The following is a 13,064-nucleotide window of genomic DNA, read 5'->3' on the forward strand; positions in this document are numbered from 1 at the left end:
GACGGCGTACGGCACCCTCGGACCGGTAGGCGAGTTCGCAGCAAACCATCCCAACCTGTGCGATGGTTCACCAGTGTAAATTGTAACAAAGGGCAGTGACAGCATGTTGTCACTGCCCACATTTACGTTTATCCCGTGAAGGATTTTCCACCCCACTCCTGAACACTTACCCTCGTAACACCCACGCAGGAGGTGACCCCCGTGCCCGGCTGGCAGTACCGGGAAGGCGCATTCGTCTACGAATCCCCCGGCGTCACCGTCACCATCGACCAGCACGCCGGACCCGCGGCCGCCGTGCCGGCCTACCGGCCAGACCTGGCGGACGCCCTGCCCGGCTGCTCCCCCTTCCTCCTCTGGGAGTGGGCCCAGTACCGGTTCACGGTGGCGCCGCCCCTTCCGGGCATCGCCCTCCACGTGGGCGACCAGATCGTCCGGCCGGTCGCAGACGGCGTCTACCTCTTCCGCTACGAGAACGCCCTCGGCGCCTCCCGCATCCGCCTGGCCGGCGCGCCGGTGCCCGACCTCCCCGTGGAGGTCATCAGCCACAAGCTGGCCGGGGACGGTCTCGCCAGCTACCCGCGCCTCTACCGGACCATGGTCCAGCAGATCATCGGAGACCTCCTCACCCTTCCCTTCCACCTGACCGGCGCCACTGCCCACGCCACCCGCATCCACGACGGGCCGCCGTCGCCGCTCTTCACCCTCCACTTCCTCCGCCACCACGGCCGCACCCTCGCGGCGGCGCTGGAGGCCGTTGGCCACAGCCCCCACCGGGTCCTCACTCGGGAAGAACTGGTCCGTCCCGTCGCATTGGCCACCCGGCTGGACGGCGCCGTGCTCCGCTGGGGCCTCACCCACCCCGACACCTGGGCCGTCACAGCCGGGGACGGCGGCTGGTTCCGCCTCGGCGGCCAGGCAGTCCTGCCCGAGCGGCTGCTGCAGCAGCGGGCCGAGGAGACCTTCGACACCCACGAGAACCGCTTCGTCCGCCACTTCCTCCTCTCCCTGCGGCAGGCGGTGGACGACGCCCTCACCCTGCTGGAAAGATATGGAGGTAGGCAGAGTCGCCTCCGGGCTGTCGGCACCGTTCAAACCGACCCTGTAGCTGCCCGCGAGGGCGTTCCCCAAGATGACAGCGCCGATCAGACCGTCCCCCGGGTTACCAGTGAGGGCGACCCCCAAGGTGACAGCGCTGGCCAGGCCGACCCCCGGGCTGCCGGTGCCCCTGAGGGCGATCGCCACGCCGACCTCGCCGTGCAGGGCGGTCCCCACGCTGACCTCGCCGTGCAGGGCGGCCCCCACGCCAACCACACCGGTCCGATTGATCTCCGGGAAGAACTCACCACCCTGGCGCACCACGTTGACGAGGCCCTCGCCTGGCCCTGGTGGGACGAGGTGGGCGAGCTGGTCCACCTGCCCGAGCAGTCCACCGTGCTCCACGGCAAGGACGGCTACCGGGAGCTCTGGGCCCTCTACCCCGAGTTCCTGCTGGGCCGCTCCCCCTTCGGCTACGGTCTCGACCGGGCCATCGCCGCCCGGGACGTGGCCACCGTCTACGAGTACTGGTGCTTCTTCCGGCTCATCCGCGCCCTGGAGCCCGCGCTGGGCCCGGCGTGGCTGCGCCTGCGGGCAGACGAGACCGGCGGCCTCGACTGGCGCACGGCCGCCCGCTTCGGCGACGGGGGCTGGCGCCTGGTCTTCAACCGGCCCGCCCGGGGCGGCCGGGAGAGCTACAGCCTGGGGCTCCGGCCGGACTTCACCCTCATCGGCCCCGCCGGCGTCGCCCTGGTGCTGGACGCCAAGTTCCGGCTGGACGCCCCCCGCCCGGAGCTGGACGAGCCCGACCGGGCGGAGGCGTCGCCCCAGGCGGCGGACCTCTACAAGATGCACACCTACCGTGACGCCCTGGGGGTGCGGGCCGCGGTCGCCCTCTATCCGGGCGACCGGGCCGTGTTCTATGACCGGCGCACCCGCCGGCGGCGCACGGACCTGACGCTTCACGAGCTGATCTTCGGCGACTTCGAAGGGGTCGGGGCGCTCCCGCTCCGGCCCGAAGGAGGTACGGAGCCGTGCATGATTTCCTGACTGCCGCAACCGCCCGAAGCCTCCACGAGCGGCTCCTCCGCCGCGGCTACCGCTTCAGCCCCGAGCAGGTGGCCACCTTCTACGCCGCCCTGAAGGCCAAGGGCTTCGTCATCCTCTCCGGCCTCTCGGGCACCGGCAAGACCAAGCTGGCCCAGGAGTTCGCCGCCGCCCTGGGCCTGGACGACGACCACTTTCTGCTGGAGCCGGTGAAGCCCGACTGGCGGGACAACACGGGCTTGATGGGCTACTGGAACCCGGTGACGGGCAAGTACGCCGCCACCCGCTTCCTCCGCTTCCTCCTCGCCGCGGCCGAGGAGTACGGTAGCGCCCGGACCCCAACCCGCAGCGAGGACCTGAAGGGCTACATCCGCCGCCGGCTGGGCGAGGCCGGCGTGCAGGCGCATCTCCAGCGCCACCGGGATGCCCTGCAGGCGATCGGCGACCGGGACTGGACCGACGACCAGCTCCGCCGCCTCTGGCAGGACTGGTACAACGGCATCGGCCGCCTGCGGCCCGTGGGCACGATGCAGGTTGACGGGGAAACGCTCCGCCGTGCCACGGCGCGCCTGGCCGACACCTCCCTGCCCCTGGCGCAGCGGGCCCTCGGGGCGGTGAAGATCCTGCGCGCCGCCGGCGTGGACGTGCCGCTGCGCGTCCGGGTCATCCGGGCCCTCGCCACCCTGGTGCCCGGCCGCGTCCCGGCCGTGGCCAAGAGGTCCACGCTGCGGGCCGCCTGCCACGCGCTGGGTCGCCCGAACGTCGCCATCAGCAGAAGGTCCGAGGAGGCCGAGTTCCGGCACCTGGAGCACGCCTGGGAGGTCCTGGCGCATGCGTGCGCCGAGCTGATGCCGGAGCTGGACCTCGACCCGGCGGACGGTGCTGCCTTCACCCTTGTCGTGGAACTGGCAGCCGAGTACGAGAAGGGCCGGCGGCGGGGAAGCGGGGCAGTCCCGGATGGCACTGGGGACCAACCGGAGGATGTCGCGACGGACGCAGCGGCAGACACGGAAGAGGAAGCGGCTGAGGACGAGTCCCAGGAGGAGCCCGTCCGCCCCTACATCGTGGTGCTGGACGAGATGAACCTGACCCGCGTCGAGTACTACCTGGCGGACATCCTGAGCGTGCTCGAGTCCGGTCGCCGGGAAGACGGCTTCACCCGCGGCGAGATCCACCTCCACGGGCAGGCCGGCGATGTGACGGCCGCCGGCGGGCTCCGGGTGCCCCCGCGCCTCCGGCTGCCGCCCAACCTCTACTTCGTGGGCACCGTCAACGTCGACGAGACCACCTTCGCGTTCAGCCCCAAGGTCCTGGACCGGGCGTTCACCATCGAGGTGAAAGACGTCGACCTGACGGACTACCCGCCCGAGGTGGAGCCCACCCCTGCGGGCGAGGACGGGGGGGACGAGGCGCTGCTCGCCGACTTCACCCGGCAGGGACGGTTCGCCCAGATCACCAAGGCCGACGTGGCCGCCTGGGGGCGCAGCCGCCGGGAGTACGTGGCCCTGCTGGACGAGCTCAACCAGGCCCTCCTCCCCCACGACCTGGGGTTCGGCTACCGGGTGGTGGACGAGATCCTGGCCTTCATGGGCGCCCTGCGGGAGTCGCCGCTTCAGGACGCCCTGTCCGAGGACGAGGCGTTTGACGCCGCCGTGATGATGAAGGTGCTGCCCAAGTTCCACGGGCCGCTGAACCGGGTGAAGGCCCCCTTGGAGGCGGTGATGGACTGGGCCGGCGAGCGGTTCAAGAAGACGCGGAAGAAGGCGGCGCAGATGCTGGAGCGGGCGAAGCTGGCCGGCCACACCCGGTTCGCATGAGCGCAACACGCCGCAAACGGTGCCCTGACCCATCAGGGCACCGTTTGCGCGTCACTCGTCCAGCGGCCGGACCTCGCCCGTCTCGTAGTCGTAGATCCCCATGCGGCTGATGCCCGGAATCGGCCGGATGTTGGTCACCGGGAACCAGACCTGCACGTCCGGCTGCTCTTGCTGGCCCAGGCGCCGGCCGTAGTACCGGAGCCCCTCCCTCGGATGGTAGAAGACGCGCTGGATCTGAAACTCCTGGTTGTCGTCGGTGATGATCCAACCCACGCTGCCGGGGGCGATGACCGGTTCCCCCTCCAGTTCGCCCGTCCGCTCCGGTGCGCTGGAAAACAGCTCCAACGGCTCTGCTTGGCCCGCGCAGTCCTGGGCCAGCGCTTGCAGCGCCTGCACGGTGGCCTCGGAGATCCCTTCAACCGCCTCGACCCGCCCGCTGCGGAGGACATGCAACGCCTCCGTCAGCACTTCGGGCAGGACGGCCGGCTCCAGCAGCCGGCCGGTCAGGCGCAGGCTGCCGTAGGTCTGGTCATAGATCGCCAGGAAGGGCTCCCCCTCCCCAAACCCGTTCTGGGTCTTCCAGTGCTTTCCGGTGCTACTGTTGACCTCGCTGCGCTCAAACGGCACGACCAGCAGGAAGGCCTCCAACAGCAGGTCTGCAAGCAGCTTCAACTGGACGCCAGAGTTGGAGAGCGCCGGGTGGCTCAGGATCACGCCGGTGCTGGTGTAGTTTCGGCTGAAGCTAGCCAGGTGCCAGTACTCACAGGGGTACTTAACGGGCGGCATCTTGTTCCCGCCCCGCCGCTCGGTATATCCGAATACCCGCTCTGACACGTACAGTTCACATTCCACCGCCCGGAGTTCGCCCATGCGCACGGCGCGATGCAGGCCCTCAGGGGTCAGTTGAGGCGAGATCAGGACGAGCGGGCCGTAGGGATCGGTGGTGTAATAGCGCTCCCGCCGCACCAGCACTTTCTTCTCCCGCTGGGAGACCCTCACGACCCGGTAGGGACGGGTGAGGTAGTAGTACACCGCCCCGGGATAACCCTCCCGCATCAGCTGGGCACTGGACAGCGAGCCGAGCCGGACGAGGTCACCGGTGCGCTGCTCTACCGTATACTGGACGCCGACGTCCCTGAGGGGAAAGGCGTGCCATGGGTCGTCCCCGCCGTCGGCCTTCAGGTTGTGCAAATCCAGCGGCACCTGTCCGGCCCGCTCGGCCTGGCAGAGCTCCAGGAACCCAGGAGGCCACGAACCGGTCACCCGCAGGGCAATGTCGCCCTCCCCTTCGACGTCCGCACCCGTCAGGGTGTCGTACTCACCGCCCCGGCTGGCGAAGCACAGGGCATGGATATACTGGATCCGGCGGTTCTCCAGGTGGAGGACGGCCGGCAGGAGCGGTCGGTCAAACAGGCGCTCGGGCTCGTTGAAGACCAGTTCGTCGGCAAGACCGCCTGCGTCGATCAGGACGATGCTGCCGGGGCCGTGCCGACCCACCCGGCCGATACGCTGCTGCAGGCTTGTGACCGTCTGAGGAATGCCCACGAGGATGACCATATCCAGCCCCTGAATGTCCAGCCCCAGTTCCAAGGCGCTCGTACTGATGATGCCCCGCAGGGTGCCCTCGCTCAGACGAGACTGGATCGCCTCCCGGTCGGTCTCCTCGTACCCGGAGCGGTAGGGGAGCACCGGCAGCCGTTCCAGCAGCCGATCGGCAAGGGCGGCATCGCCCTCCCGCTCAGCCTCCGGCCCGCTGCCCTCCAGATCACCGTCGTCTACCCCGTCCCCATAAGCCGGGTCCTCTTCCGGCCTGTTGAACCGGGCCCGGGCCAGGATGGTGGCCAACTGCTCGGTCTGGCGGCGGCTGTCGACAAAAGTGAGGAATCGGTAAGGGGTGTCGTCCACAACGGCCCGCAGGAGGTGCGGCAGGGCGGTATACAGGGCCTGGCCAGCCGGCGGACGCACCAGGTAAAGCTGCCGCTCGTGCCGGGGCGAGGTGTCGGCTTGGTCGCCGATGACCTGCACTGTCCGGCCGAAGAGCTGAGCGAGGTGCTGCTCGGGGTTGGCGACGGTAGCCGACGCCGCCACGAACTGGAGCCGGTCGCCACCAGCTAGGGTCCGCGCGGCGTGCTGCAGTCGCCGGAAGACGTAGGCGGCGTTGGAGCCAAAGACCCCGGTGTATACGTGCACCTCGTCCACGATCACCAGCCGCAGGGAGGCCAGGAATCGCTGGACTCGGCGTGCAGAAAGGCTGCTGAGCAACCAGGCGTGGATGATGTCGGGGGTCATGAGCACGACCCGGCTGGATGCAAGGATGCGCTCCCGCTGCTGGCGGTCCTTCACCCCGCCGTCGATGCGGCCGACGCTGGCCACGATGCCTGCCGACTCCAGTTCCTTCTGCCAGCGGGACTCCTGCTCCCGGGCCAGGGCCTTCAGCGGGTAGATGGCCAGGATGCGCGCACTCGGGTCCGCCGCCAGACATTCGACGCCGGTGGCGTAGAAAACCAGGCTCTTCCCGGAGGCGGTGCTGGTAGCCACGCACAGGTCCTTCCCCTCCAGATAGGACTCCAGGGCAAGCCGTTGGTGGCGGTATACGCCCTGCGGATACCGGTCAAGCAGCCGGTGCGTCTCCGGTCGCAACGGCAGGTCGGCGACGGAATAGAACTCCGGTTCCCGCCCCGGCAGCAGCTGCTGATGCTCCAGCGACCAGCCGAGGCGCTGCAAGACGGATGTGATCACGGCACCCACCCCTTACTCTTCGTGCATTCCCGCACCCACCGGACGGGGAGACGGGGAAAAGTCACCTGACGTCTCCCAGAGTAAGGGAGGCGAGTGACAGCATAGTGTCACTGCGGACCGGGCCACGGTTGGGGACAGGGGCCAGTTGGCGCCCGGACACAAGCCATGATATCCCACAGCGGTGTGCGGTCACCCCCGACCCCGGCCGAGGACTCGCCACAATAGAACAAGGGCACCCCTCCACGGGATGCCCCGGTACTGGTACAAGGATATACGCCTACGCCGCCGGACCGGTAGAGGCCTCCTCCTCCTCGCCCCCGCCGATCACGGTGCAGGAGACCACAACCGTATCCGGATCCTCCAGCACCCTGACCCCGGGCGGGGCCGACAGGCTGGCGGCGGTCACGGGGCCGGGCTCCGTCAGGCCGGACACATCCAGGGTGACCGCCTCCGGAATCTCGGTAGGCCGGCACTCCACCTCCACCTCGTCCAGCTCGTGCGTAATGAGCAGCCCCCGGCGCCTCGCCTGCTCCTCGCCCACAACGACGATGGGCACCGTCAGGGTGATCGTCCGGTTCATATCAACCTGCAGGAAGTCGACATGCGTGACCTGCTGGGTCAGGATGTCCCGTTGCAGTTGCTTGATCACCACCTGCCGGGGATTGGCTTCCCCTTCCACCTGAACGTGGATGAGGTGGCCGCGGCCCTGTCGTTCGACAAGCCGCTCCAGTTGCGTAGAGCGCACGCTGACGGCCAGCGGCTCCACGCCGGGACCGTAGATGATACCAGGTACGAACCCGGCCTGCCGCAGCCGCCTGCTTGCCCGGGAGCCGGTGCCCCGGGGGGTGGCCTCCAACTGCATTACTGCGTTCATCGACGATCCCTCCTATCGATGATGATCGGGGAGATGTTCCGGCCTCACCGGAACACCCCTTATATAAAATACCCCTCCCGCGGGGCCTCCGGAAGCACCTCCCTCCCTTCCTTGTCCCTAGCTCAAGTTTCACGCGAACAACTCGACATTCGTGGTGTTAAAAGGGCGTATGGGTAGGGAGTGGCCCGGTTCAGGGTAATCTCAGCTCCAGCCAGGGGAGTACCCCGGCTGAACACCAACCGCAGCGTGTCGCCGAGGCACCGAATGGTTGCTCGGCACCGGGCCGCTACTCGTACCAAGAGTCGACTCCCCGCCTCGGCCAGTTTGGGCGAGTTCGTGCTCAGAAACCGCCAAGCCCAGCGCACCAGGTTGAAGGCGAACAAGACCAGCTGCGTGAAGGCGGCGTTGGCCTCATACTTCCGCATCCGAGGAGTACCAAAGTGGAACGTTCCCTTCCACTCCTGGAACCCGGCTTCGATGGTCTGCCGTCCATGGTAGAGCTTGACGACCTCTGTCGTGGTGAGCTCCTCAGGCTGGAGCGTAGTCAGGATGACGCTGCGGACCTCCCGGCCATCGGCGTCCCAGCGGCGCATGGCGACCAGTCGCACCGGATACGGTGCGAGCAAAGTGGGGCCAGGTACGGTAACGGCTTCGGAGGCAAACCGGTTCTTCTCGACTTCAACCCAGCCCTCCGCCGGCACGGCGTCGAAGAGGCGCTTGTAGGCGGGATTGCTTCCGGAGTAGGACTTGATGGTGAACTCATACCCCAGTTCCAGCAGGCGCTGGATCACTTCCGGCGTGCCAAAGGCGCTGTCAGCTCGCAGCAGAATACGGAGGGGAGCCAGGTTCGTCCGATTCTCCTGCCGGTACTGCCGGAGTCGCTGGTTCACTTCACGGAGGTGCTGAACCTCCTCCTGGAACTCACGCTGCAGCTTCTGCTTCCGGCGGGCGCTGCCCTTGCCTGATACCGTCTGCAGTTGCTGATACAGCTGCCTGACCCGAGCCTTCTGCTGAGCCAGGCATGCCTCGACCCATTCGACTCGCCGCAGGGGACGACCAATCCGGGCTTCGATCCTGGGAATCAGTTCGAGCAGGCAGGCGCCGGAACGGCTGTTGGCCTTGCCGGACTTGAGAAGGCCGTCGATGGCAAAGCGCTGCTGCTTCCCGCTGAGGAAGGCGGCTGCGATCTGATAGCCTCGGGCCAACTTCCCCTGGATGTAGCCGAAGTCGGTACCGGTGTACTGCCTGGTCTCGCCCCGAACCTTCTGGCCGGTGAGGTCAATGTCGACGATGACCATTCCGGAGCGGTCTGGACCTGCTACGGCAGCCACCTCCTGCTGAAGCAGCGGGGCCTGGATCTCAGCGAGTGCGTCGGAAAGCTGCTGAACGTTCTCCTCCGTCAGCTTGCTGAAGGTCGCACAGACGGTGGAAAAGTGAGCAAAGCGTTCCTGCCCCCAGGCTTGAGCTACGGCAGGATCGGCAACCAGCGGCTCAGGGTCGAAGTTGAGATCCTTCATGTAGCGACAGTTGCCGAGAATGGCAACCAACGCCTCGACCACCTTGTCAACCGGCGTGTGGGCGTAGGTCTTCTGCTTGATGCGCAGGTGCCGATTCAGGATCTCAACCAGGTTGAGCCTTTGAGCTACCCAGCCAAGAGCGACGAGAAAACCATGTCGGGTGGTGGACTTGATGGCTTGCGCAGCGATGTTGGGTGTCGTACCATGAGACTGCATCAGTCGAACCTCCACATGGTGGATTGGGAGCGGCCACACTCCCACCATGTATCATTGGTTCTGACTGATGCTTTTTCAATGGGTTTCCATTGCACGAAGTCCGGGTTATTCACGCGAAACTTGAGCTAGCGTGCCCCCGTTTCTTCCAGGGGATACGCGCCGCGCCTTGCGCTCCCTCCGCGCTCCCTCACCGTTGTCAAGGGGGCAGGGAGGCATCGCGCTCGGCCTCCTCTCCACGTGTGCGATGGTGCTGCTGAAACCCATGGGCGTCTCCACCGTTTTCCCCTCGACCCTCGGCATCCTCCTGAAGCCCCTGTTCCCCGGCTTCGTCGAGGGAGACGCGTACCTCCAGACGATCCCCCTCTCCATCGGGTGGGAGCACATGCTGATGCTGGGCATCCCCCTGGGCGGGTATCTGGCGTACAGGCTCGCCGGCGAAGGCCGTGACGGCCAGCCGTCCAGCGGCCTGTCCACCACCAGCCCGCTGCTGGCCTTCGTCGGCGGCTTCCTGGTGCTCTTCGGCGCCCGGATGGCCGGCGGATGCACCACCGGCCACGTGCTCAGCGGCATGTCCCAGCTGTCCGTCTCAGGCTTTCTGTTCGCCGCCGCCGTCTTTGCCGGCGGCATCCCCACGGCCCTGTTGCTGAAGCGGAGATGGCGTTAGATGGAACTCATCCTCGGCCTCCTGATCGGCACCGCCTTCGGTTTCATCCTGCGTCGCTCCCGGGTAGCCTCCAACGCCTGCATTCGGGGGGCGCTGGCCCTTACCGACTTCCACATGCTGAAGCTGCTCCTCACTGCGGTGGGCGTCACGCTCATCCTGGTCTTCCCCCTGAGCGCCCTGGGCATCGTGAACTTCTCGGTCAAGCCGACCTACGTGGTGGGCATCGTGGTCGGCGGGCTGCTCTTCGGCGTGGGCATGGCCGTCGCCGGCTTCTGCCCCGGCACGATGCTCGCCGCGCTGCCAGGAGGGGACAGGCGGTTCTGGTGGGCGGTGGCCGGCGGACTTGCGGGCTCCCTCGCCTATGCCCTGGTGTACGAACCGCTGGAGCCGCTGCTCATCCGGCCGCTCAACTTGGGCCGGCTCACGCTGCCGGATCTGTTGGGTCTGAACCCCGTCGTGGCCGGTGTTGGCGTCGGCATCGTGATCCTGGTCGGCGTGATCCTCCTCGACCGGACAACGGCGCGCAATAAGCCTGCGATTCCGGACCTTGCCAGGACCGGCGTCGACTAACTCGGCCCAGGACCCGGAACGGTCCCCGGGCACTTCCCCGGGGCCGACCGGCCCCTGGTCACCCGCGCGATCCCCGAGTACCGCGGGACACGCACCTGACAGCCCTTCTCACCTGACAGCCCGTCTCACCTGACCAGAGCCGCCATCCCCGAAGAGGGGTGACGGCTCTTCGTTTTTATGCAGCCTGCTCCCAGGCAGCCCCTGAACCCATGTACCGCCATGTCCGGTAGAGGTTCAACCACACGCGGCCGCTGCCGGAAGGGCACCGCCCGTCTGATCCCCCTCGCCGCCCGTCATCGGCGATGTTCATCCTCCCGCCCCGCCGGCCCCACTCGCCGGCAAGCACGGCCCCCGCCCTGCGGCAAGAACCGGGCCGCTCGTCCCTCCACGAAGCCCGAAAAAACTTCTTGCCGATCGCCCCTCCGCCGGCAGGAATCGCCGTGTTCACACAGAACACCCAATGTGCGAACCGATCACCACATACCCACAATCCGCGACTGAGGATGTGCGATATGAACATTCAGGAACGGCTCGATCAGATCCTGAAGCACCTCCAACAGCACGGACAGGTCCAGGTGCGGGACCTGGCGCAGCAGTTCGGCGTGTCGGAGATGACCATCCGCCGGGACCTGGAGCGGCTCGCCCGGGAGGGCCACCTCGTCCGCACCTACGGCGGCGCCACCGCCGCCGCCGGGCTGATCGGCGAGCAGCCCTTCGCCGCCAAGGCGGTCTCCCACATCGAGGAGAAGGAGCGGATCGCCCGGGCGGCGGCGGACCTGGTCCAGGACGGCGACGTGGTGCTGCTGGACGCCGGCTCCACCACCCTCGCCATCTCCCGCTGCCTGCGGGGGCGCAAGGGGCTCACGGTCATCACCGTCGACCTGAAGATCGCCCTGGAGCTGTGCGACGAGCCGGGCATCGAGGTCATCGTCACCGGCGGGACGGCGATGCCCGAGATCTACAGCCTCCTGGGGCCGGTGGCCGAGCAGTTCCTGCGGGGGCTCACCGTCAACATCGCCTTCCTGGGCAGCTCGGCGGTGGACGTGGACTTCGGCCTCACCACCCCCACCCTGAGCAAGGTGCCGCTGAAGCGGGCCATGATCGGGGCCGCCCAGCACGCCGTCCTGGTCGCGGATTCATCGAAGTTCAACCGCCGGGCAACCTACCAGATATGCCCCCTCTCGTCGCTGTCCCGGGTCATCACGGACGACGGGCTGCCGCCGGCGGCGGCCGCGGCGATCCGCAAAGGAGGAATCACCCTTGACCTCGTCTGAGCACCGTCCCGCCATCGGTGTCATCGCCGACGACCTCACCGGCGCCAACGCCACCGGCGTGCTGCTCACCCGCACCGGCTACCCCACCGCCTCCCTGACCGAGCTCCGCTGGCCCGAGGGCGGGCTGGACGGCTACCCCTGCATCGTGATCGCCACCGAGTCCCGGGCGGTGCCCGCGGACGAGGCCCGCCGCCGGGTGGCGGACGCGGCCCGGCTCCTGCTGGATCACGGCCGCCGGCCCATGGCCAAGCGCATCGACTCCACCCTGCGCGGCAACCTGGGCCCCGAGGTGGAGGCGGTGCTGGAGGCCCTCGGCCCCGGCTCCGTCGCCGTCCTCACCGGCGCCTTCCCTGCCAGCGGCCGGACCGCCCGGGACGGCATCCACTACGTCCACGGCGTGCCGCTGGCCGAAACGGAGGTCCGGCATGACCCGCTCTGCCCCGTCACCCAGTCCCACGTGCCCACCCTGGTCGGCAGCCAGACCGGCCTTCCGGTGGCGCACCTGCCGCTGGCCGCGGTGCGGGCGGGGGCGGAGGCGGTCGCCCGGGCGATTGCTGAACAGGCCCGGCAGGGCGTGCGGATCCTCTGTGCGGACGCCGAGACCGACGCAGACATCCAGGCGCTGGGGCAGGGCATGGCCCTGAGCGGCGTCACCTGCGTCGCCGCCGACCCCGGGCCGCTCACCGCCGCCTTCGTCGCCGCCTCCGTCCCGCCGGTGCGGGGCCGGGTGCTGGTGGTGGCCGGCAGCGTCACCGACCTCACCCGGACCCAGCTGGATCACCTGCAGGCCGAGACCGGCGCCCGGCTGATCCAGGTGGACGCCGGCAGCCTGGGCCGGGGCGGCGAGGATGCCGAGGCCGAGGTGCGCCGGGCCGTGGATGCGCTGGCCGCCATCCCCGCCGGCGAGCCGGTGATCGGCGTCCGCAGCTCCGAGGTGCTGTCGGTGGATCCGGACGCGGCCGGCCGCATCGCCGCCGGGTTTGCCGAGATCGCCGCCCGGGCGCTGGACCGGCTGGAGGGCGTCAAGGGCCTCTACACCAGCGGCGGGGACATCACCGTGGCCGTCTGCCGCCGGCTGCAGGCCGGCGCGATCCAGCTGGACGCCGAGGTGCTGCCGCTGGCCGTCCAGGGGCGGCTGGTGGGCGGCCTGCGCCCCGGGCTGGCCATCGTCACCAAGGGCGGCCTGGTGGGCGACCGGACCGCGGCCGTCACCTGTGTGCGCCACCTTATCAAGCTGTAAGTTGTGCACCGGCGGCGGGCCGCCGGACCGCCTGTCCCGCCGCGCCTCGCCGCCCGCCGCCGGACTCCGCT

General features: G+C 68.6%; 9 protein-coding genes. 6 read left to right on the top strand and 3 right to left on the bottom strand.

Annotation, left to right across the window (positions count from 1 at the left end; all coding sequences use genetic code 11):
• Positions 1 to 201: 201 nt before the first annotated feature.
• Both STH_RS17380 and STH_RS17385 read left to right on the top strand, forming a co-directional pair.
• Positions 202 to 2,085, top strand: a complete 1,884-nt coding sequence (locus STH_RS17380; RefSeq protein WP_050742256.1) for a DUF2357 domain-containing protein — start codon at positions 202 to 204, stop codon at positions 2,083 to 2,085.
• Entirely contained in the window at positions 2,070 to 3,899 is a 1,830-nt protein-coding gene (locus tag STH_RS17385; protein ID WP_011196415.1) for a hypothetical protein, read from the top strand. The genes STH_RS17380 and STH_RS17385 overlap by 16 nt, the downstream gene beginning before the upstream one ends.
• Before the next feature lie 51 nt (positions 3,900 to 3,950).
• Here STH_RS17385 and STH_RS11425 read toward each other — a convergent pair whose 3' ends face one another.
• The 3 genes from STH_RS11425 to STH_RS11435 form a co-directional block, all read right to left on the bottom strand.
• Positions 3,951 to 6,638 carry a DEAD/DEAH box helicase gene (locus STH_RS11425; protein WP_043713966.1) on the bottom strand — a complete coding sequence of 896 codons (2,688 nt, stop codon included), beginning with the start codon at positions 6,636 to 6,638 and terminating at the stop codon, positions 3,951 to 3,953.
• Between the two features lie 277 nt (positions 6,639 to 6,915).
• A complete protein-coding gene (locus STH_RS11430; protein WP_242654536.1) occupies positions 6,916 to 7,512 on the bottom strand; it encodes a 50S ribosomal protein L25 in 597 nt (198 codons plus the stop codon).
• A 122-nt stretch (positions 7,513 to 7,634) separates the two neighbouring features.
• Positions 7,635 to 9,293 (bottom strand): transposase, encoded by a 1,659-nt coding sequence (locus tag STH_RS11435; RefSeq protein ID WP_011196418.1) that lies wholly within the window; start codon positions 9,291 to 9,293, stop codon positions 7,635 to 7,637.
• Between the two features lie 82 nt (positions 9,294 to 9,375).
• Here STH_RS11435 and STH_RS11440 point away from each other — a divergent pair, with 82 nt between their 5' ends.
• From STH_RS11440 to STH_RS11455, 4 genes are all read left to right on the top strand, one after another.
• Positions 9,376 to 9,909, top strand: a complete 534-nt coding sequence (locus STH_RS11440; protein WP_011196419.1) for a YeeE/YedE thiosulfate transporter family protein — start codon at positions 9,376 to 9,378, stop codon at positions 9,907 to 9,909.
• Positions 9,910 to 10,479: a YeeE/YedE thiosulfate transporter family protein gene (locus STH_RS11445; protein ID WP_011196420.1), complete on the top strand. Its 570-nt coding sequence runs from the start codon at positions 9,910 to 9,912 to the stop codon at positions 10,477 to 10,479.
• Positions 10,480 to 10,991: 512 nt separating this feature from the next.
• Positions 10,992 to 11,753, top strand: a complete 762-nt coding sequence (locus STH_RS11450; RefSeq protein WP_043713968.1) for a DeoR/GlpR family DNA-binding transcription regulator — start codon at positions 10,992 to 10,994, stop codon at positions 11,751 to 11,753.
• A complete protein-coding gene (locus STH_RS11455) occupies positions 11,740 to 12,993 on the top strand; it encodes a four-carbon acid sugar kinase family protein (protein ID WP_011196422.1) in 1,254 nt (417 codons plus the stop codon). Before STH_RS11450 ends, STH_RS11455 begins: the two co-directional genes overlap by 14 nt.
• Positions 12,994 to 13,064: the final 71 nt, after the last annotated feature.

Origin of the sequence: Symbiobacterium thermophilum IAM 14863 (assembly GCF_000009905.1) — a bacterium.
Classification (GTDB): Bacteria; Bacillota; Sulfobacillia; order Symbiobacteriales; family Symbiobacteriaceae; genus Symbiobacterium; species Symbiobacterium thermophilum.

Coding starts and splice junctions, on each gene's coding strand:
- STH_RS11445 (WP_011196420.1), top strand. CDS start 9,910: ATGGAACTCATCCTCGGCCTCCTGATCGGCACCGCCTTCGGTTTCATC.
- STH_RS11450 (WP_043713968.1), top strand. CDS start 10,992: ATGAACATTCAGGAACGGCTCGATCAGATCCTGAAGCACCTCCAACAG.
- STH_RS11435 (WP_011196418.1), bottom strand. CDS start 9,293: ATGGTGGGAGTGTGGCCGCTCCCAATCCACCATGTGGAGGTTCGACTG.
- STH_RS11430 (WP_242654536.1), bottom strand. CDS start 7,512: ATGAACGCAGTAATGCAGTTGGAGGCCACCCCCCGGGGCACCGGCTCC.